This is a genomic window from Paenibacillus sp. 22594 (assembly GCF_052044425.1).
Taxonomy (GTDB): domain Bacteria; phylum Bacillota; class Bacilli; order Paenibacillales; family Paenibacillaceae; genus Paenibacillus_AQ.
The window spans coordinates 319,025-338,913 of sequence record NZ_JBQENA010000001.1 but is presented as its reverse complement, the minus strand read 5'-3'; the positions used below and the strand labels follow the sequence as shown (position 1 = coordinate 338,913).

Sequence of the window (19,889 nt, the reverse complement as noted above, 5' to 3'; positions counted from 1 at the left end):
GAGATGGGTATAGCGGAACCAGTGGTGCGCGAATCATTCCAAACCGAGGATTTAAGCATATTTTACGGCACTTATGAGGCAGTAAAAGGGATTAGTCTTCCTTTTGCACAGAATACAGTTACAGCGTTGATCGGCCCTTCGGGCTGCGGCAAATCGACCTTTCTCCGTTCGCTTAACCGTATGAATGATGAAATCTCCGGTTCCACAACGAAGGGAAGCATCTGGATCGATGGTGTGGACATCAATGCTCCAGGTACAGATGTAATCAAGCTTCGCCAAAAAATCGGTATGGTCTGGCAAAAGCCTAACCCCTTCTACAAGTCGATTTACGAGAACATTGCATTTGGTCCAAAATATCACGGGATCAAGGGCAAAGCGGCTCTGGATGAAATTGTGGAGAGCAGCCTGCGCCGCGCGGCTCTTTGGGACGAAGTCAAGGACCGTCTGAAGGATTCAGCACTCGCATTATCCGGCGGACAACAGCAGCGTCTATGCATTGCCAGAGCATTATCGGTAAATCCGCAGATTCTCCTGCTGGATGAGCCTGCATCTGCCCTTGACCCGGTATCTACCGGTAAAGTCGAAGAGCTGATCAAGGAACTGAAAGAGGAGCTGCGGATTGTTATTGTTACACACAATATGCAGCAAGCTGCACGGATCTCAGATTATACAGCATATTTCTACCTTGGTTCACTGGTGGAGTACGACAAGACAGAGAAGGTTTTCAGCAACCCTGAGAATCAAATGACTCAAGAGTATATCATGGGCCGCTTCGGCTGATTCGCCAGGAATTCAGAAACAGGTATAACCCCTTCTGCAGAAGGAGTTGTATCTGTTTTTTTTATTGTTTATGATATTTTTTGGGAGGAAGAGGCTTGCTGATAAACCCCTGGACTGAATCCAATGCATAGTGCTAACTTGAAACGTATGAATCAGATGGAAGGATGTATGAATATGGATAAAAGAGCCAAGAAAGTTCTACAGACAACCTTTTGGTCTTCGGCTGGATGGAAGAATGTACCTGCTATATATGCTGGTGAAGATTTTGAATATGCCAAAAGCCATGGACTGATGTTTGATCCGGTTACGATTACACATGACGAATGTGTGCGGCGGATTCGAGAGCTTCATGATAGCGCCGTCACCAAAGAACGGGTAGCGACAGCTTTTGTACATAGCCTGTCTACGCGGAAAGTTCATTTACGGAGTGCTTTGTCCAGCTGGGCACTGACTTCCGGCTTGGAACTTCATACCTATGAACAGCACCCGTTGGAGAGAGCCAGTTATAGTTGCTGTGGAGATTGTAACGCGGTTAAAATCATGTCCGACAAGAACTATATAAATGCAGACGTGAATGTGCTTAACTTTGAAAGGGTTAAATGGGGCGGAGTCCGGCTTAACCAGCTTTTATATTGCTGGCTGGACCTTGAACTGTTAAATCGAGAAGAAGAACTCAGCATTAGCAGAGCAGATTTGGAAATCCTCAGACGCCTGATAGAAGCAGTGGAAGAGTGTGATCCTGGCGATACGGCACGTAAACTGGAGAAGCGCTGGAAAGACCTGTTCCCGTCAAGTAAGCAGGAACGCGATGTGCTTATGGAGATTTGGGGTTTTGCGGGAATATTGGTGCCGCAGGAAGAGCCCCGGCCGGGGCGCGGCGGAGATAGTGATTTTATCTCTGTTGCCAACTGGCGGGGAGAGGACAGAATCTCGCGGGAGAAGCTGGAATTTTATTTTGGCACAATGCTATAAATTCAAAGAGAGCAAGCTGCGTATCGTCTCGATGACTAGCTCCGGCTGATCATGAATAATCATATGGCCGCTTTGTTTAGCAATAGTGAGTTCACTGTCTGTGGAGAGGTTCAGCATGCTGCGCTGTCCGGCTTGCCAGATCGCTTCAAGCTGCTTGCCGCCTGCTTCGGAAAATCCGAATGAAGCATAGTCCTGCGGAAGCCCCCGGGTAATGATACGCACCGGAAGAGCGCCGAAGGTTTGCCCGCGGATAGCATCCTCGGTTGAACTTGCCATGGCGCCTTCTTGCTCTTTGGCGGCAAAATAGCTTGGTGTAGATATGACGTTAATGAACTCGCCCCGGTCTTCCTTCGCAACCATACCTGCCAACAGGCTGTTCTGGAACAACCGCATAACTCCAGAACGCTTCAATACGGTGAGCATGGCAGCTGATGGATTCCCGGCGAAGTTCTCTGATTTCAGAATAGATGCTGTCTTCCGTTCATCATTCTCCGGTCTCGCATCCACCAGTACGAGACCCAGGACGTCATCCCTGTAGGTCTCAGTGAAGAGACGAGCGTACATTCCGCCAAGGGAATGGCCAACCACCAGATAAGGGCCGGGTAAACCTTCGTTCATAAGCGCGTCATGCAGCTCTCGGACGATATTTGCGCCGGTTCGCTCATTGGGGGATGACTCGCTCCAAGCATAACCAGCCCGGTCATAACTGACCACTGTTGCAATCTTAGCCAGCTCTTCAGGGATATTCCTCCACGATAAGCTGGTCTCGCCGCTTCCTGCTTCGAGAATAATAGTAGGACCCCCGGAACCTTGTTTGTTTAGGTGCAGTTTGAAGCCACCTGCATCTACCAGTTTTCCTGGTGGCGGATATTGCTTTTTAGCAATATTAGAAGCTATAGCTTCGTACAAGAATCCTGAACCTATTAGGAGGATTATTGCAGATAAAACAAACAGCAGTAGCCTTTTCCCTGAGCTTTTTACTTTGTTTTTCCCAGATTTGAATCGGTTCATAATGGCTGCAAGCCTCCTTTTTTAATACGCTTGTATTATATAAAACGAATGATACCACATAAGGTTTTGAAAAAGTAGACTTTAAATAACAAATATGAAATAAAAAGTTATTCTCTATATTTGAGCATAAACACTTGAAAAACTAATTACATTAGTTTATATTATGACTAATAATATTAGTTTTGGAGGGGTTCGTATGAGATTAACTCAAGAAGGCCATTTGCTGCAGCTGACCTGGATGCCCAGATTCTTTCCTGTGAATTGTTACCTGGTAGAGGAAGAGGATGGATTGACGTTAATTGATGCTGCGATGCCGTTCAGTGTTCAGGGCATCATGGACACAGCTGTTAAGCTGAATAAACTGGTTAAGCGCATCATACTGACACATGCCCATGGTGATCATGTTGGAGCGTTGGATGAACTGAAGAAGCGGCTTCCGGCAGCGCTTGTGTATATTTCTGAAAGAGATTCCGCCTTGCTTAGGGGCGACCGATCTTTGAGGGCTGACGAACTGCAGACGCCAATTAAAGGCAGTGTTCCAGCTAAAATCACCACCGTGCCGGATATCCTGCTGCGGGAGGGCGATGCTATAGGGTCGTTAACAGCCATTGCGACACCGGGCCATACACCGGGTTCGATGTCTTTTCTGGATCAGCGTACCGGCGCTCTTGTGGTTGGAGATGCTTTTCAGACCTTTCGCAGAACAGCTGTATCGGGAACGGTTGTACCGTTGTTTCCTTTCCCTGCGATGGCTACCTGGAATAAAGCCAAAGCATTGGAAAGTGCGATGAAGCTCCTTAAGCTATCACCGAAGCTGCTAGCAGTAGGACACGGGAATCTGCTGAAGGCACCGGGCGAACAAATGAAGTTCGCGATTCACCAAGCCAGCATGCAGAAGAAAGGAGGGAACTAAATGTCACCCAGAGCTGGATTGGACACACATGCATTAGTACTGGCAGCTGCGGAAATTGCCGATGAGCAAGGAATAGAAGAAGTGACCTTGGCTGCGCTCGCAGCCAAGCTGGGCGTACGTTCACCGTCGTTGTATAATCACATTAACGGACTTCAGGGTCTGCGTTCATTGCTTGCTGTACACGGCCTTGAATTGCTCTGTGCGGCATTGTCTGCTGCCTCGGATGGACTGAAGGGGGATGCAGCTGTACACGCTATGGGACAGGCTTATATTGGCTTTGCCAGGCAGCACCCCGGACTGTATGAGACCACGCTGCGGGCGCCAGAGGAAGGAAATCCAGAGTTGAAGAAGGCGAGCGAACAGGTACTGTCATTAATTATTGAAGTGCTGTCCGGCTATGAGCTTGGCGCAGAGGGAGAATTACATGCGGTCCGGGGCTGGCGGAGCTTGCTGCACGGATTCGCTGCCTTGGAGAACAAGGGAGGATTTGGCATGCCTCTGGATACAAACGTGAGCTTAAACCGGCTGATTAGCACATTCATTGCTGGTATCCGCTGCATGAGCTTAAGCGAGTAGATCAGGAATCAAAGGGTAACAAGTTGAATCTAAGGAGGTAATATTCGTGGGCAGAGTGGAAGAGCAAGGAATAGTCACGACTTATGAGGAAATGAAAGAGGTTATTGGCAAGCTGGGCATCCTGCCGCTGGCCTCACTCATCCCGGAGCATCCCTCCGTGACCGGATTGACCTTGGCTGAGAATTGGCATACGGATACTGAGCTGGATCCATGGTCCTGGCGTGCCCGTTTCCCTGGCGAAGGTGTGGCTGCATACGGAAAGTTCATTCGGAAAAAGGCAATTCTGGTCTCCAGTGAATGGTTCCCGGCTTACGCGGCGGCTGCGGGCAGCCAGCATTCCTTAGAGGAACGTTATGATAGCGGACTGTGCAGCAGGGAAGCGTTGACCTTACTACAGATCATCCGCGACAATCAGGGGATTGAGACACGTGAACTCCGTACGCTGGCGGATATGAAGGCAAAGGAGAAAAAGACTGCATTTGACAATGCCGTTACGGAGCTGCAAGGCACACTGGACATTGTCATTTCAGGAGTTAAGGAGCGTCATAATGCGGCTGGAGAGAAAAATGGCTGGAACAGCACTTCGTTTGAAACGGTAAGCCACTGGATGGCTGATTATAAGATACCGGCATTTAAAGGCACGAGAGAAGAAGCGGTGACATGGCTGCGATCGCGTATGGAACAGGACTGGCATCCTGGTGCAGTGAAGTGGTTAGGAAAAGTATTGTCCTGGTAAATAGAAATAGAAACGGCTGAATCTTTCCCCTAAAGGAAGATATCAGCCGTAAGCGCTTTCCATGGAGCATATATAATTAATCAGCTTCTTACAGCATGGGGGCCAGGTAAGCAATCAGAAAATACAGGAATCCAAAAAACAGCATGACATAAGCCGTGTATTTGATGGCATTGGAAGCAACGATGCTTGAGTCGGTAGGAGCTTTGACTTCCGAGCGATCCGGTTTGACCGTTTCCATGTCGTGGGATAACGATTCTTTCATCGGGACAACCTCCTTGGAAATAGAATCCTTAACTGTATTGTGACATAATTGTGAATAAAATTCAACAATATTGTGAAAATATTTTGAACAATACTTCAAAAATGGACTATTTATATCATTAAATCTAGCTAGTTAAGCAAAAAAACACCCTGGAGCCCTCTTTTATAAGAGAAACTCCAGGGTGTTACGTGTTAGAAATGGAAATGTCAAGCTATCGATAAACTTGGATTAAGCCCAATTTCCGTTGCGGAAGATAGGTTCAGCAATACCTTCATCCGTGATTCCATCGATATTCATTTCTGCCGATCCCATCATGAAATCTACATGTGTCAGGCTCTGGTTCATCCCGTGCTCTGCCAGCTCTTCTTTGCTCATTGTAATACCTTGCTCCAGGGTGAAGGCATAAGCTGCACCTATAGCCAGGTGACAGGAAGCATTTTCATCATAGAGTGTAGTGTAATACAGAATTCCGCTTTCCGAGATAGGAGAGTGGTAGGGCACCAGGGCAACTTCGCCAAAATAAGCGGAGCCTTCATCCATCGCCAGCAGCGACGCCAGAGCTTCCTGGCCTTGCTCGGCTGTAAAGTCTGTAACTTTCCCGTTTTCAAGTGTGAGGGTGAACCGGTCGATGATCTTACCGCTGTAGCTCAGCGGTTTGGTGCTGCTGACTTTGCCGTTCGCCCCTGTCTTAAGCGGAGCCGTAAATACCTCTTCTGTTGGAATGTTAGCGAGAAAAGGAACTCCGCGACCGTTCACAGCCCCGGCTTGGCACCAGATATGGCCTTCAGGCAATTCAAGCGTCAGATCCGTACCCGGGGCGGTGTAGTGCAGCTTGCGGTATCTCTTCGCATTTAGAACATCACAGCGCTGTTTCAGACCTCCCAGATGGAGCTTCCAGGCTTCAACCGGATTCTCCTGGTCTGCTCTGACCGCTTTGAAGATGGCATCCCACAGCAGATCTACCTGCTGCTCAGGTGAAGCGTCCGGAAATACCTTGGCTGCCCAGACAGGGGAAGGGTAAGCCACAATGCTCCAGCTGACATGGTTGCCCATCAGCAGTTCCCTGTAAGGCATCATAGCCTGACCTGCGGTACGCTGATTGTCTGCAATACGGACGGGATCTATGCCGTTCAGCAAATCTGGATTTGTCGAAACGATCGACAGGAAGGCCGCTCCGCCGCGTGCCAGATCCTCCAGCTCATCTGCCTGCCATTTTGGCGGTTCGAGGAAACTTTCGGAAGGGGCTAGCTCATAACGAGTCCGGGTGACAAGTTCATCCGTATAATTCACTTTGACTAGCTTTGCCCCGGCTTCATAGGCTTGACGTACAACCAGGCGTACCAGTTCAGCAGAGGCAATGTCAGCGTTGACCACAAGTGTCTGCCCCGGCTGAATGTTAATTCCGATTTTTACAGTCAATAGTGCGTAATTCTCCAGCTTTTGCTTGAAACTCAGCATAGTTAAAGCTCCTCTCGATCTCTCTGTTCAGCTTCAGTTAAAACGCCCAGTTTCCCTTCAGGAATACAGGTTCCTTGGTGCCATCTGCGGTAATTCCATAAATGTCCATCTCAGGTGAACCGATCATAAAGTCGACATGGGTAACACTTGTATTCAAACCGCGTTCAATCAATTGTTCCTGATTCATGTCCTTGCCACCTTCAAGACAGAAAGCGTAAGCTGTACCGATGGCCAGATGGTTAGAGGCATTCTCATCGAACAAAGTATTGAAATACAGGATGTTGGATTCGGATATTGGAGATTTATGAGGGACCAGGGCAACTTCGCCTAGATATTTTGCTCCTTCATCCAGTCCGATGAGATATTCCAGTGCTTCCTGGCCTTTTTCAGCTTTTACAGAAACGATCCGGCCCTGCTCAAAAGTAATAGAGAAGCCATCGATGATGTTCCCACCGTAGCTAAGCGGTTTCGTGCTTCTTACAGTTCCGTTCACACCGGTTTTGAGTGGGGCTGTGAATACTTCTTCAGTTGGCATATTGGCGACAAAAGAATGACCTTTGGCATTGATGCTGTCTCCTTGAGCCCACAGATGGCCTTCAGGCAGCTCGATGCTAAGGTCTGTGCCGGGTGCTATGTAATGAAGACTTTTGTATTTTTTCGCGTTCAGGACATTGGCTTTTTGTTCAAGTGTATCCAAATGCTCCTGCCAGGCAGCAACCGGATCCTCACGGTCCAGGCGCACAGTGTGGAAAATCGCATCCCAAAGCTTGCTGATACGTTCTTCTGCCGGAACTTCAGGGAATACTTTATCTGCCCATGGCTGTGATGGGATGGCAACAATGCTCCAGCTGACTTTGTCGGACATTTGCATTTCACGGTATTTGGTCAGTGCCGCTCCGCGGGTTTTCTGGAAGTTCGCAATCCGCTCCGGATCAATGCCTTTGAGAGCGTCGGGGTCCTCTGCGATGACATGAAGAAAAGCTGCTCCATTCTCAGCGAACTCGGTCATTTCTCCGGCGAACCATGTAGGTGCCTTCGTGAACACTTCCGGTGCGGCATGCTCGAATTGCTGACGGGTGATGAACTCGTCACTCCAGTTGACTTTTACCTGGCTTGCGCCGATGGCATATGCTTTGGATGTAATCATACGAACGAATTCTGCAGCCGAGATTGGCGCGCTCACGACGAGAATTTGTCCGGGTTGAACATTAACACCAATTTGAACCGCCAAATCCGCATATTTACTGAGCTGAGTTTGCAGTGGGGTCATTGCGATTTCCTCCATTTTCGATTGATTTAGTCTTTAGTATTAAATTATTAACCGCCGGATGAAAAAAGTCAATTGGCTTACATTAGGTAGGGAAATGCTCTCATCTCATGATATACTAAGGGGAAGTTAGGATATGATGAAGGGAAGATAAGATATGAACGTGGATATCATAAAAGCAGAAATGAAACGCGAAGAGGATCGAAGCTTCGTAGGTAGAACAGTCTTTACACTTGAAAATCACAGTTCCCCTTATGAGATCACATTTTTCAGCAAACGCGGCACGGAATGGGATTACAGTCTGAGCTTTGCGGGTGAGCCGGGTAGTGAGGAACAGTTCCTGGAAACCGATGCGCTGCTTGAAAATGATGACGATGTCTACAATCTGCTGCTGGATGCGGCACTGGACACCCAGGAGATTCCGGAAGAGGTTGAGGAAGAGTAAATGATAAATGCGACCCTTAATGGCATGAGTGATGCCGGAAAGGGTCGCATTTTTGTTGGTGCGCCCGGCATGGGCGATAACTTGGGGGTGAAAGTCCGCTACAGGCTTGGCAGTAGGAACTGTTAGCTGAAGGCAAGGGTGTCCAGCGTGAGGCGGAATCTGAAGGAAGCCGGAAGCAAACCCTCGGTCTGACGAACAGAAATCACATAGAAGGCATCATGGGACGGATGAGCTTGCCAACCAAAGCAAAGTCCAATACTGCCCGAATCCCATGATGTAAATGTGGCAGATGGATGAGGGGAAGGTTATCGCTCTTAACCGGGGAGATCTCACAGACGACAAGTATCACACAGGTTGCTGAAATTTGACAAGATTATACCATATATTCATATCCGTCCTCTAAAGGGGGAGGGAATTGACATATTTTATCGAAATGGTTAAGAGGTCCAATTATATTAGAAGTTATATAGAGGAGGCATACTGGCTGTGACAAGTCCGATTCTGAATCAGATTGGTGCTGTTTTCATTCCGGTAAGTGATATTGAACGGTCGAAAAACTGGTATTGCAGTTTACTGGGGCTTCCCCTTGACGGCGAAGTGCTGTTCGATCATTTGTACGTGGTTCCAATGCAAGGGCCCGGTATTGTTCTGGACAGCAGGATTTTCACAACCGAAGCCGTACTGAAGGTTCCTTCCTTCCACCTGAACACTGAGGATATTGATGCGGCCTATGATTTTGTCAAGGAGTCCGGGGCAGAGCTGCTGACTGACATTGAGCATGATCACTGGTTCAATTTCAAGGACCCGGATGGGAACATACTGATGATATGCCGATGTTAAGAGAAACGAGAGTATAATTAATAGCATTAAATAATACATGTGATTAACGACATTAAATATATAATGAAGAAATGATACCTCTGATCCATTGGCTGTTCTCCACACGAAAAGGGCGCTCCAAACCGGAGCGCCTTTTGCTATAGTTAATGTGTTTAATTATTCCGGTTACACATACTGATTATCCGATCCAGGCTGTCCGATTTCAATCTCAACTTTACGAATCCGGTGCCGGTTCATTTCGAGGACGGTAAGCTTGACATGTTCATGGGTCACGCTTTTACCAACTGCAGGTTCCTCCAGATGACTGTAGAGCCATCCTCCAATCGTGGTTACCTCATCGTCATGAAGATCAAGACCTGTCAGGTCCTTAATTTCCAGGACAGAGACATTGCCGTCGAATAAATAATGGAAATCACTCAGCTTCTCGATATTGCGGCGTTCGTCTCCGTCGAATTCATCGCGGATCTCACCGACAATCTCTTCGAGGATATCTTCGATGGTAATCAGACCGGAGGTACCGCCGTATTCATCAAGTAACAGGGCGATATGCACACGCTCTTTTTGCATGCGGGTCAGCAGTGTTTTCACTGGAGTAACTTCAGACACGGTTAGAAGCGGTAAAATAAGGCTTTTGAAATCGAAGTCCGGATTGTTGTCGTATTGCAAATAAAGTTGTTTGGTATTAATCATTCCGATGATGTTGTCTTTACTGCCGTCAGCTACCGGAAAACGGGTGTATTGCTCCTTACGGATGATTTCTAAATTCTCTTTCAGGGAATGGTCGGTGAACAGGCAAACCATGTCTGTCCGAGGCACCATGATCTCTTTGGCCAGCATTTCATCGAAGGTGAAGATACGGTTCACATAGCCATATTCGGCTTTGTTGATTTTACCGCTCTCATAGCTCTCGGAGAGAATCAGACGAATCTCATCTTCGCTATGTGCATCTCCATGCTCGCTTGCCGGCTTCATCCCGAACATGCGGACAAGCAGGTTGGCAGAACCGTTCATCAGCCAAATCAGCGGGTATAATATTTTGTAGAACCAAATAATCAGCGGTGAGGTAATTTGACCGATTTTCTCCGGAATATTGATTGCGGCAGTCTTCGGAGCAAGCTCACCGACTACGACATGCAGGAATGTGGCAATAATGAATGCCAGTGCAAAAGCAATGGGCTCACTCACACTGTGACTGATATTGCCAAGATCGAACAGTGGAATCAGAAGCTGCTCAAATGCAGGTTCCGCCAAAGCCCCGATTCCCAGTGCCGTAATCGTGATCCCCAGCTGGCAAGCCGATAAATAGCCGTCCAGATTAGCTGCAACCCGTTGTACCGCCAGGGCATTCTTCTTGCCCTCCAGCACCATCTGGCTAATCTGGCTGCCTCTCAGCCGTACCAATGCAAATTCCGTCGCTACAAAAAATGCGGTTAAAATAATCAAAATTGCCACAAGCGTCAAACTAAGTCCTATACCCATAAAATCTTTACCATCCCTCTCGTCGTTAAAATAGGTTATACTCAAATTATGAGTTCATATGAACTCATTGTACGAACTTTTCAATGGAAAATCAAATGGCGAAGGGGTGCCATATATGGAAGCTTTTACGCTCACACGGATCGAGATGTCGGAATTGCTGCTGTCTCTGAACGGAGCAGTGGAACGGAAGCCATTGCATATTTTGCAGGCTGCCTGGTCAAAATTTCATCATGAAGAGGTGGAAAAGGGGGCTTCGCTCCCGGCTTTTCTGTCGACGGAGATTCCTCCCATTCTACAAAAGCTGATTAAAGGCGGAAATGTAAAGGGGCTGTCCCTTGGAGAAATCGCCACACTGGGCCACCTGATTGAGTATTCTACACTTTCTGCTACTTCTATGCAGAACTGGGTGAAACGCGATTTCAAAGAATATCTGGGCTCGCCCAGGGAGGGTAAAAAATATTCCATTAATCAGGCAGCGCTTCTATTAATGATCGATGACCTGAAAGCAGCGCTTGATTTCGAGAGTATCCGCCAGCTGTTCCGGATGCTCTTTCTGGCCCCGGAGCGGGACGATGATGATCTGGTCGAACCCGCACAGCTATATCACGCCTATGCGGAGTTGTTTGAGGATATTAAGAGCAGTCCTGTGATGCCCATCCAGGGGATCGCTGACCGCAACGCGCAACAGGAGTACTCATCTAAGGCGGACAGGGTGCTTAAGGTATCGCTCGATCATATGATGCAGCGTTTGAACCATTTAACAAGGTCCCAGCGGCATGCCGTACGGAATATGCTAATGATTGCGGCCATCTCCGTACAGACCTGCTATTTCCAGGCATTGGCCCGGCAATACTGCAACGCAGCTTTATTCCTTGATTTTTGAATCCGCCAATCTTAGAATGTGTAAGTGAAACAAGTAATAAATACCAGGGGATTAGTCGGACTTAGGAAAGAGGTGCATAATGCTAAATAATATGTCGCTGCTGCAAAATCCGAAGCAAAGAAAACTGCTGTTCAGTGCGGGTCTTAGCTGGATGTTTGATGCGATGGATGTGGGGATGATTTCTTTTGTGGTTGCGGCACTTGCCAAGGAATGGGGCCTCGGACCGGAAAAAATCGGATATTTGACGAGCATCAATTCTATAGGTATGGCAGTAGGCGCGGCGGCTGCAGGTATTCTGGCTGACCGTTTCGGACGTAAGTCGGTTCTGCTCTGGACACTCCTTATTTTCTCACTGGCCAGCGGATTATCGGCTTTTGCCGCCGGGTATGCCATGCTGTGTGTGCTGCGCTTTATCGCCGGATTTGGACTTGGCGGAGAGCTGCCTGTAGCCTCAACTCTGGTCTCGGAAAGTATGCCTGCGAAGGAAAGAGGCCGGGCGGTGGTCCTGCTGGAGAGCTTCTGGGCGGTCGGATGGATCGTTTCGGCGTTAATCGCTTATTTCGTGATTCCGGATTACGGTTGGAGAGTGGCTTTTGCCATTGGTGCCGTACCTGCCCTTTATGCATTGTACTTGCGTCGGGCGATTGATGACTCTCCACGATTTGCGGAGATCCAAAAGAAAGCTCCTGTACCCTTGCGGAGCCGCATTGCCACCGTCTGGTCTGGGGAATACCGGCGTTCGACGATCATGCTCTGGATTTTGTGGTTCACGGTTGTTTTTTCCTATTACGGCATGTTTCTATGGTTGCCTACAGTCATGGTAATCAAAGGCTTCAGTCTGGTCAGAAGCTTTGAGTATGTACTGATTATGACGCTGGCACAGCTGCCGGGATATTTCACAGCAGCTTATTTCATCGAGAAATTCGGCCGCAAGTTTGTGCTTGTGATTTATCTTCTGCTCACTGCGGTCAGTGCTGCATGGTTCGGAAATTCAAATACTGAGGGCATGCTGATGGCTGCCGGGATCTGCCTGTCGTTCTTCAATTTGGGCGCATGGGGCGGGATGTACGCGTACACACCGGAGCTGTACCCGACAGCCATCCGCTCAACAGGGGCAGGACTTGCGACTTCCTTTGGCCGGATCGGCGGGATCATCGCACCAACGCTGGTGGGAGTAATGGTTGGCAATGAAGTAGGAATCGGATCGATATTCATGATCTTTTTCGGGACCATTATCATCGGTGCGCTAGCGGTACTGTTCCTCGGCAAAGAGACCAAAGGGATGGAGCTCAGTTAGTCCCAAATCTTCAGTGGCAGGCTTGATGTTCATCCGTCAAGAATGCTAATATTAATAGTAAGATGCAGACAGCGTTACTTCATACCAGAAGAACACAAACGGTTCCTTCACTTCTGTGAACAGGACCGTTTTTTCGTAAGACCGGATTGGGGGTGGGAGATTTGAGAAGAGACGGGAAAGAGCCGCATTTTACGGAGCTAGTGTGGGAGAGCACAGAACAGAATGTTCCGATTCCTCCACGTGCTTCATCAAAGGCCGGGGTTCCCAAGGCACCAGTAGTCATACCCAAGAAAAAGACTCCGAAGGAGTCAACAGTACAGCTTCAGCTATGGGATATGGAAGAAACTCAGGAACCGGTAACTACAACAGAGAGCCAGTTTGTCGTCCGGGCCAGGGAACTGGCGGATCACAAGGAAGCAGCAGCGCTATTTGTTCCTTTCAAAAGCTACTGGCCGACCTATGGGCACATGACCGGAGCGCAGAGCAGATGGTATTTCTTTTGGCGGGATGAGATCAGAAAGGGCAGGTATCCAAAGACGGATCTGTCCTATATCTTTCTCCATGTCTATGAGCTGATCAATGGTGTGGGCTGGGACGAGCCTCAGGAAGGATACCGGCAGCTCAATCTGTTATGGGAAGCTTACCGGGATCAATATAAAAGACTGGATCAATACCTGGGTGGATGGATTGCAGATTTCTCATTCGTTCATCATCTGGAGGTGCCCCTGACTGGCATAGTTGCCCGTTCGCGTGGCCTTGCCGGTGATCTGGCGGAGCTTGAGCTAATGCGCTGTTTGACCTCTGCACCGGAGCAGCTGTCTTTTGAAGTATTGACTGTCATGTCGGATTACGATATCAGCAAATCCAAATTTTATGCAGGTGAAGGGAAAGCGGCGGCAGAACGCTATATCCCGCTGGTGGTTGCGCTGATTGATGCATACGTAGCCCGCAAGCATGGCTCCAATCTGATCGGAATGTTCCCTCCGGGTCCGGCAGTCGTGCGGGAGCGTTATCTGTTCCGTAGTGCGGTGTACGACATTTCGTTATACGGCTATTCTGTACTTGTGCCAGTGGTGCGGATCAGTAAATCTCCTCCACTACGCAGTCTGATCACCAGGCTGTTCCGGCTGACGGAGAATAAGCTGCGCGCGCTGATGGGCTACCGGGGCAGGTTAAAAGATGTAAAGGTTGATGCTGATATGGAAGATTTGGTCACCCGGTTTCTGCAGCGTGAATTCCGGAAGGCAGAGCAGAAGGAAAAGGGCCCAGCGGTTATCATTGACCCCCGGAAGCTGGAGCAGCTTCAAAGCGATTCCGACATCGTGCGGACACTGCTTACGGTAGATGAAAACGAGCTGATGTTGGATCGGCGTCCAGAGGTTGACGAGGAGATGCCGGGACTCGCAGAATTGCAAGTGTCTGAGGAGGAGAACCGCTCTGCGGATTCCGAAGCTTCTTTTGTTATAGAAGAAAGCGGCTATATGGCTGAGGCTCTGCCAGATGCGGATAATGGTACTCATGCAATCTTACAGCAGTTCGCTGCTGCGCTGACTCCGCTTGAATGGGCTGTCGTTCGTGCTCTGGCAGAAGGTAAAGGAATGACTGTGGTGAATAATCTGGCTACGGCCGGTGGAACGATGACTGAACTGCTGTTCGACGGAATCAATGAGACTGCGATGGATCTTCTGGGCGATCTGCTGATCGATGAAGAAGAGCTGAATGAGGAATTTATGCCGTTGCTGCAATACTTGGGTGGGGTGAATGATTGATGAGTGTACTGAAGATACCAAAACGGATGACCACTGCGCTGATGAACTCACTGACAGCGGGAGTTGTTCCGCGTATTGGTCTGGAGCATATCGCGGTTGGCCGCCGGCCCGAGGTCGAGGCCATACTTCGTGATATGGAAAATATCGCCGAAGGCGGCGCAGCCTTTAAGTTGATTACCGGTAAATTCGGCAGCGGCAAAAGCTTCCTGCTGCAGATCATCCGCAACTACGCCATGGACCGGGACTTTGTAGTGGCGGATGCCGACCTTTCCCCGGAAAGGCGTCTGGTAGGAACCAAAGGGCAGGGCCTAGCTACATACAAAGAGCTGATGAGCCATCTGTCCACGCGTACACGCCCGGACGGCGGAGCGCTGGAGATGATCCTCCAGAAGTGGATCGTTACCCTGCAGCAAGCCGTGATGCAGGAGAAGGGCTATGGCCCGGACGCCCCGCAGCTCGGTGAAGAGGTGGAACAGAGAATATACACTGTGGCTTCGGAAATGCGCGGGCTTGTACACGGTTTTGATTTTGCCAAGGTATTAGCCGCTTACTGGAACGGACATAAGCTTGCCGATGATGAACTTAAGCAAGATTCCCTGCGCTGGCTGCGGGGCGAGTTCGCCACCCGTACCGAAGCGCGCAAGGCGCTTGGCGTAGGTGTCATTATCGACGATGACAACTGGTATGATTATATGAAGCTATGGGCGGAATTTACGGGTGCCATCGGATATCAAGGATTGCTGCTGTTCATTGACGAAGGGGTAAACTTATACAAAATTACCAACAGTATTTCGCGCCAGAGCAATTACGAGAAGTTGTTGACCATGTTCAACGATACCATGCAGGGCAAGGCGGAGCGGCTGGGGATCTTTATTGGGGGGACACCGCAATTCGTCGAAGACGGACGCCGCGGGTTATTCAGTTATGAAGCGCTGCGGTCAAGGCTTGTAGCCGGACGTTATGGCGGGACGGGTCTTAATAATTTTACCGGACCGATTATTTCACTGGATATGCTTTCTCACGAGGAAATTCTGGTGCTGCTGCAAAAGCTGAGGGATATTCATGCCCTTCACTATGGTTATGAGGCCAAGCTTACGCAGGAGCAGCTCGTACATTTCATGGAAGAGGCCGTAGGCCGTCTGGGTGCGGAAGAGTTGCTCACCGCACGTGAGGTGGTGCGCGATTTCATGGACCTGCTGCATACGTTGCATCAGCATCCGGAAATGTCGTTCGAGAAGCTTGTTGGCGAGCGGACTGTAAAGCCTGCTGAAACAGAGAAGAACGAGCTGGACGGATTTCTGGCGGAGTTTGACCTATGAGCAGCAATCCGTTTTACAGGCTGGCTCCGTTTATTAAGGAATTTATCTATAAAAACCGCTGGGAGACACTGCGTGAGGCCCAGGTGGATGCCTGTCGCGTGCTGTTCGATACACCGCATCATCTATTGATAGCCTCCGGCACAGCTTCCGGCAAGACGGAAGCGGCGTTCTTTCCGGCGCTTACCCAGCTGTATGAAGATCCTTCAGCTTCGGTAGGTATTCTCTACATAGCGCCGCTTAAGGCACTGATCAATGATCAGTTCACCCGGCTGAATGATTTGCTGCGCGAAGGGAATATTCCCGTCTGGCATTGGCATGGGGATGTACCCCAGGCAGACAAGACGAAGCTGATGCAGAACCCCTCCGGTGTCCTGCAGATTACACCGGAGTCCCTGGAGGGGCTGCTGATGAACCGTCCCAACGCCATTCCCGCGCTGTTCCATGATCTACGCTTCATTATAGTCGATGAAGTGCATGCCTTCATGGGAGCGGACCGTGGTATCCAGGTGCTCAGCCAGCTTGCGCGGATCAACCGGATGGCGGGCTGCCACCCGCGGCGGATCGGTCTATCTGCCACACTTAGCGACTACGCATCCGTAACGGAATGGCTGGCCGCAGGTACCCACGAAAGTGTGGAGGTCTCCGCACCGCAGGGCGGGCGCAAGCTGCGCCTTAGTGTAGAGCATTTTTCCTTCCCGGATGCGCGGGACGAGGTGCAGGCCGAACATCTGGAACGGGCACGCCAGGCGTATTATGGTTTCATCTATGACCATACACATTCGAAGAAGGCGCTCATCTTCACGAACAGCCGATCCGATGCCGAGGAGGCGATCCTGGAGATGCGGCGGCTTGCGGCGAAGCGGGGGGAGCGCGATGTGTTCCATGTGCATCATGGAAGCATCTCCGCGATGCTGCGTGAAGAGACGGAGGCTGCGCTCCGTCAGGGAAGTGGTCCGGCGGTGGCGGCAGCTACGCTGACGCTGGAGCTAGGCATTGACCTTGGGGAGCTGGAGCGCGTACTGCAGCTTGGTGCCCCCTACAGCTGCGCCAGCTTCGTGCAGCGGCTGGGCCGCTCCGGGCGCAGGGGAGATGCCGCCTCGGAGATGATCTTCGTCACGCCGGAGGAAGAGGACGAGGAGGCGCAGCTTCCTGCGCGGATGCCGTGGACGCTGCTGCGGGCGATCGCGGTCATCGAACTCTATGTCCGCGAGAAGTGGGTCGAGCCGCTGGTCGTGCGGCAGCTTCCTGTCGGGCTGCTCTACCATCAGACGATGAGCATCCTGAAAAGTATGGGCGAAGCGGAGCCGGAGGATCTAAAGGCATCGGTGCTTAGCCTGCCTTCGTTCAGCAGTATTGAGCCTGCCGATTATGATGCGTTCATGGAATATATGATCGGCATGGGCCATATTCAGTCCATGGATGAGGGCAGTCTGCTGATCGGGCTGGCGGGGGAGAAGATCGTCAATAACTTCCGGTTCTATGCCGTATTCAAAGACGACGAGGAGCATGTGGTCTATAACGGCACTGAGGAGATCGGTTCGATCACCACAGTGCCGCCGCCAGGATACTGCTTCACACTTGCGGGCAAGCTCTGGAAGGTTGAAGAGGTAGACAACCGCCATAAGGCCGTGTATGTCAAAGGCTCGCGCGGTAAGGTCGATACCTTATGGCTAGGCGCGGGTGGGGATGTGCATACCCGCATTATGACAAAGATTCGTGAAGTATTGGGAGCTACGGTGCTGTACCCCTATCTGGCACCCAGTGCAGCCGCGAGACTGGAACGGGCCCGCCGCCTGGCCAAGGAGAGCGGGCTGCTCAAGCATTCTGTGCTTCCTGCAGGCGGAGATTCAATGTTCATTCTCCCTTGGGCCGGAAGCCGGCAGTTCCGCACCCTGGAACGGCTGCTGAAGAATAATCTCAAAGGCCCGCTGGGATTACGTTCGGTAACCCCCATGGAGCCATATTATATGGTTGTTGCCGGAAAAACAGATGCTGAGACTCTGGAGCAGGAGATTATCGCGGAGGCCACCGCTGCATCGAATCCGATCGCTCTACTGGGGCCGGATGAAGCACCGTACCTTGGCAAATACGATGAATTCATTCCGCATGAACTGCTGCGAAAAGCTTTTTCGCTCGATGGGCTGGATGTTCCGGGGCTGGTAGAGGTGCTGAAACAGTGGGGGAGAACGGAATAAAGAAAACGTGCTGAATCAGCAAGAAGTCCTGTCCATGCTATATATAGCAAGACCTGTTAATGAATATATTTGAAATCCCAACAACTCCTGCTGCTGAGCGCAGGAGTATTTTTTTGGTATACCTAGAAAAAACAAACCTTATTTCTGCAGTTCCCACCTTGTTGGAAGCGCTTAATCAGAAGATAATAAACCTATCACGAACACAGGGGGCATTGATTCATGGTCAACAGACAAATGAAGACAACATTTACCGTCGCACTAACTGCAGCAATGGCTTTAAGCGTTGCGGCATGCGGCAACTCGAACGACAACAGCAAGAATAACGCAGCGGCAAGTAAAGCACCTGACAGCACCAACAGCGGTACAGCAACGAACACGACGAAGAGTGACAAGAAGGTAACCATCACCTTCCAGAACATTTATCCCGATCCAACCACACCGTCCTACAAAATGGTGCATGAGCTGAGTGCTCAGTATGAAAAAGAACATCCAAATGTCAAGATTGAACTGGACACGCTGAACACGGACCAGCAAAAAGTGAAGCTCAAAACCCAAGCGGCTTCCAAAGAAGTACCTGATATCACAATCGTTAACCCAGCCGCACAAATGAAACCGTTTGTAGATGCCGGACTGTTCGCTCCGCTGAACGATATGCTGGACCAGAACGGACTTAAAGACACATATCAATCGGGGCTGCTGGACTACTACAGTTTTAATGGCAATGTATACGCGCTGCCGGATGGTAATAACATCGAAGTGGTTTATTACAACAAAGATTTATTCGCAAAGGCTGGTATCGCTAACACACCAACTACCTTTGAAGAAATGCTTAAAGATGTAAAAATCCTCAAAGATAAGGGCATTACCCCACTGGCAATCGGTGAAAAAGATTCCTGGACAGGCTCCTTCTTGTTCATGAATATCCTGCTTCGTACCAACGGCGGCCCCGGCTTCCTGCAGGACGTAATGGATGGCAAGAAAACCTTTGAAGATCCTGCTTTCGTAGAAGCAGTAGATGCTTTCCAACAGTTGGTTCAAGCGGGCGCGTTCCCTGACGGCGCAACTTCCATCGACGCCAATGCCGGCGGTAACATCTTCAAATCCGGTAAAGCGGCTATGTGGGTTATCGGATCTTGGGAAACAGGCGCAGTTGATGCTTCGTCCGTAGCTGGTAAAGTAGGAGCATTCCAATTCCCTACAGTTAACGGCAAAGGCGACCCTAACCAATTCATGCTTGCACCAGGAAGTGCATTCGCAATATCTGCTAACAGCGAGCACCTGCAGGAAACCAAAGATTTCCTCAACTTCTTCGCCAGCAATCTGCCTAAGAAACAATTTGAATTGAAAAATGCTGTAGGTTTGGGTCAAAAGGTTGACGGCGATTTGAAAGCAGCCGGTTACTCCGATCTGGCGATTACCATTGCGGGTCTGTTCAACCAAGTTAAGGGCGGCGACCTTTCGTTCGACAACACGATGAATCCGGCCACCTCGCAGGTGCACCTGAGCAGTATCCAGAACCTGTTCGTGCAGAAAATGGATTCCGCTGCGGTAGCCAAAGAACATCAAACCGCATTCGAAGCTAATAAATAAGCAGTCACAATCATCGTTCACTCTCGGTGCGAAGCAAGCTGAACCTGGCTTCTTCGCACCGAAATTTATCAATGAAACATAACATCTACTATAGACA

18 protein-coding genes are annotated in these 19,889 nt (G+C 49.8%); 13 read left to right on the top strand and 5 right to left on the bottom strand.

Annotated features, from left to right (window positions below; translation table 11 throughout):
- The first annotated feature begins 3 nt into the window (after positions 1-3).
- Positions 4-780 (top strand): phosphate ABC transporter ATP-binding protein PstB, encoded by a 777-nt coding sequence (gene pstB, locus ACTJKB_RS01375; RefSeq protein ID WP_440831475.1) that lies wholly within the window; start codon positions 4-6, stop codon positions 778-780.
- A 174-nt stretch (positions 781-954) separates the two neighbouring features.
- Positions 955-1,752 (top strand): hypothetical protein, encoded by a 798-nt coding sequence (locus ACTJKB_RS01370; protein WP_440831474.1) that lies wholly within the window; start codon positions 955-957, stop codon positions 1,750-1,752.
- Here the strand turns inward: ACTJKB_RS01370 and ACTJKB_RS01365 are convergent.
- The gene (locus ACTJKB_RS01365; RefSeq protein ID WP_440831473.1) at positions 1,747-2,763 is read right to left on the bottom strand and encodes an alpha/beta fold hydrolase; all 1,017 of its coding nucleotides are present in this window, start codon (positions 2,761-2,763) and stop codon (positions 1,747-1,749) included. The genes ACTJKB_RS01370 and ACTJKB_RS01365 overlap by 6 nt on opposite strands.
- 196 nt (positions 2,764-2,959) lie before the next feature.
- On the opposite strand from ACTJKB_RS01365, the gene ACTJKB_RS01360 reads away from it, so the two are divergent.
- Genes ACTJKB_RS01360 through ACTJKB_RS01350 form a run of 3 tightly spaced genes read left to right on the top strand, consistent with a single transcriptional unit; the run spans position 2,960 to position 4,988 of the window.
- Positions 2,960-3,676, top strand: a complete 717-nt coding sequence (locus ACTJKB_RS01360) for an MBL fold metallo-hydrolase (RefSeq protein WP_440831472.1) — start codon at positions 2,960-2,962, stop codon at positions 3,674-3,676.
- Positions 3,677-4,252 carry a TetR/AcrR family transcriptional regulator gene (locus ACTJKB_RS01355; protein WP_440831471.1) on the top strand — a complete coding sequence of 192 codons (576 nt, stop codon included), beginning with the start codon at positions 3,677-3,679 and terminating at the stop codon, positions 4,250-4,252.
- Between the two features lie 46 nt (positions 4,253-4,298).
- Entirely contained in the window at positions 4,299-4,988 is a 690-nt protein-coding gene (locus ACTJKB_RS01350) for an AlkZ-related protein (protein WP_440831470.1), read from the top strand.
- An 88-nt stretch (positions 4,989-5,076) separates the two neighbouring features.
- Here ACTJKB_RS01350 and ACTJKB_RS01345 read toward each other — a convergent pair whose 3' ends face one another.
- The 3 genes from ACTJKB_RS01345 to ACTJKB_RS01335 form a co-directional block, all read right to left on the bottom strand.
- Positions 5,077-5,250 (bottom strand): hypothetical protein, encoded by a 174-nt coding sequence (locus ACTJKB_RS01345; protein WP_440831469.1) that lies wholly within the window; start codon positions 5,248-5,250, stop codon positions 5,077-5,079.
- A 228-nt stretch (positions 5,251-5,478) separates the two neighbouring features.
- The gene (locus tag ACTJKB_RS01340; RefSeq protein ID WP_440831468.1) at positions 5,479-6,708 is read right to left on the bottom strand and encodes an aminopeptidase; all 1,230 of its coding nucleotides are present in this window, start codon (positions 6,706-6,708) and stop codon (positions 5,479-5,481) included.
- Between the two features lie 37 nt (positions 6,709-6,745).
- Positions 6,746-7,978: an aminopeptidase gene (locus tag ACTJKB_RS01335; RefSeq protein WP_440831467.1), complete on the bottom strand. Its 1,233-nt coding sequence runs from the start codon at positions 7,976-7,978 to the stop codon at positions 6,746-6,748.
- A 154-nt stretch (positions 7,979-8,132) separates the two neighbouring features.
- Between ACTJKB_RS01335 and ACTJKB_RS01330 the strand changes: the two genes are divergently transcribed.
- Together ACTJKB_RS01330 and ACTJKB_RS01325 are read left to right on the top strand one after the other, a co-directional pair.
- A complete protein-coding gene (locus ACTJKB_RS01330; RefSeq protein ID WP_440831466.1) occupies positions 8,133-8,420 on the top strand; it encodes a hypothetical protein in 288 nt (95 codons plus the stop codon).
- Positions 8,421-8,906: 486 nt separating this feature from the next.
- Positions 8,907-9,260 (top strand): VOC family protein, encoded by a 354-nt coding sequence (locus ACTJKB_RS01325; protein ID WP_440831465.1) that lies wholly within the window; start codon positions 8,907-8,909, stop codon positions 9,258-9,260.
- A gap of 165 nt (positions 9,261-9,425) precedes the next feature.
- Here the strand turns inward: ACTJKB_RS01325 and ACTJKB_RS01320 are convergent, their stop codons facing one another.
- The gene (locus ACTJKB_RS01320; protein ID WP_440832677.1) at positions 9,426-10,739 is read right to left on the bottom strand and encodes a hemolysin family protein; all 1,314 of its coding nucleotides are present in this window, start codon (positions 10,737-10,739) and stop codon (positions 9,426-9,428) included.
- 115 nt (positions 10,740-10,854) lie between these two features.
- Between ACTJKB_RS01320 and ACTJKB_RS01315 the strand changes: the two genes are divergently transcribed.
- The 6 genes from ACTJKB_RS01315 to ACTJKB_RS01290 all read left to right on the top strand — a co-directional run bounded on the left by ACTJKB_RS01315 (position 10,855) and on the right by ACTJKB_RS01290 (position 19,792).
- On the top strand, positions 10,855-11,622 hold the full coding sequence (locus ACTJKB_RS01315; protein ID WP_440831464.1) for a DUF1836 domain-containing protein: 768 nt from the start codon (positions 10,855-10,857) through the stop codon (positions 11,620-11,622).
- A 79-nt stretch (positions 11,623-11,701) separates the two neighbouring features.
- Entirely contained in the window at positions 11,702-12,919 is a 1,218-nt protein-coding gene (locus tag ACTJKB_RS01310; RefSeq protein ID WP_074084448.1) for an MFS transporter, read from the top strand.
- A 161-nt stretch (positions 12,920-13,080) separates the two neighbouring features.
- Positions 13,081-14,688, top strand: a complete 1,608-nt coding sequence (locus ACTJKB_RS01305; protein ID WP_440831463.1) for a TerB N-terminal domain-containing protein — start codon at positions 13,081-13,083, stop codon at positions 14,686-14,688.
- Complete coding sequence (locus tag ACTJKB_RS01300) at positions 14,688-16,007, top strand: ATP-binding protein (RefSeq protein ID WP_440831462.1); 1,320 nt, start codon at positions 14,688-14,690, stop codon at positions 16,005-16,007. The genes ACTJKB_RS01305 and ACTJKB_RS01300 overlap by 1 nt, the downstream gene beginning before the upstream one ends.
- A complete protein-coding gene (locus ACTJKB_RS01295) occupies positions 16,004-18,202 on the top strand; it encodes a DEAD/DEAH box helicase (RefSeq protein ID WP_440831461.1) in 2,199 nt (732 codons plus the stop codon). The genes ACTJKB_RS01300 and ACTJKB_RS01295 overlap by 4 nt, the downstream gene beginning before the upstream one ends.
- A 219-nt stretch (positions 18,203-18,421) precedes the next feature.
- Positions 18,422-19,792 carry an extracellular solute-binding protein gene (locus ACTJKB_RS01290; RefSeq protein WP_440831460.1) on the top strand — a complete coding sequence of 457 codons (1,371 nt, stop codon included), beginning with the start codon at positions 18,422-18,424 and terminating at the stop codon, positions 19,790-19,792.
- The last annotated feature ends 97 nt before the right edge of the window (positions 19,793-19,889 follow it).

Excerpts from the sequence above, each read along its gene's own strand:
- pstB (WP_440831475.1), top strand. The coding sequence starts at position 4 with ATGGGTATAGCGGAACCAGTGGTGCGCGAATCATTCCAAACCGAGGAT.
- ACTJKB_RS01370 (WP_440831474.1), top strand. The coding sequence starts at position 955 with ATGGATAAAAGAGCCAAGAAAGTTCTACAGACAACCTTTTGGTCTTCG.
- ACTJKB_RS01365 (WP_440831473.1), bottom strand. The coding sequence starts at position 2,763 with ATGAACCGATTCAAATCTGGGAAAAACAAAGTAAAAAGCTCAGGGAAA.
- ACTJKB_RS01360 (WP_440831472.1), top strand. The coding sequence starts at position 2,960 with ATGAGATTAACTCAAGAAGGCCATTTGCTGCAGCTGACCTGGATGCCC.
- ACTJKB_RS01355 (WP_440831471.1), top strand. The coding sequence starts at position 3,677 with ATGTCACCCAGAGCTGGATTGGACACACATGCATTAGTACTGGCAGCT.
- ACTJKB_RS01345 (WP_440831469.1), bottom strand. The coding sequence starts at position 5,250 with ATGAAAGAATCGTTATCCCACGACATGGAAACGGTCAAACCGGATCGC.
- ACTJKB_RS01340 (WP_440831468.1), bottom strand. The coding sequence starts at position 6,708 with ATGCTGAGTTTCAAGCAAAAGCTGGAGAATTACGCACTATTGACTGTA.
- ACTJKB_RS01335 (WP_440831467.1), bottom strand. The coding sequence starts at position 7,978 with ATGACCCCACTGCAAACTCAGCTCAGTAAATATGCGGATTTGGCGGTT.
- ACTJKB_RS01330 (WP_440831466.1), top strand. The coding sequence starts at position 8,133 with ATGAACGTGGATATCATAAAAGCAGAAATGAAACGCGAAGAGGATCGA.
- ACTJKB_RS01320 (WP_440832677.1), bottom strand. The coding sequence starts at position 10,739 with ATGGGTATAGGACTTAGTTTGACGCTTGTGGCAATTTTGATTATTTTA.
- ACTJKB_RS01315 (WP_440831464.1), top strand. The coding sequence starts at position 10,855 with ATGGAAGCTTTTACGCTCACACGGATCGAGATGTCGGAATTGCTGCTG.
- ACTJKB_RS01310 (WP_074084448.1), top strand. The coding sequence starts at position 11,702 with ATGCTAAATAATATGTCGCTGCTGCAAAATCCGAAGCAAAGAAAACTG.
- ACTJKB_RS01300 (WP_440831462.1), top strand. The coding sequence starts at position 14,688 with ATGAGTGTACTGAAGATACCAAAACGGATGACCACTGCGCTGATGAAC.
- ACTJKB_RS01295 (WP_440831461.1), top strand. The coding sequence starts at position 16,004 with ATGAGCAGCAATCCGTTTTACAGGCTGGCTCCGTTTATTAAGGAATTT.
- ACTJKB_RS01290 (WP_440831460.1), top strand. The coding sequence starts at position 18,422 with ATGGTCAACAGACAAATGAAGACAACATTTACCGTCGCACTAACTGCA.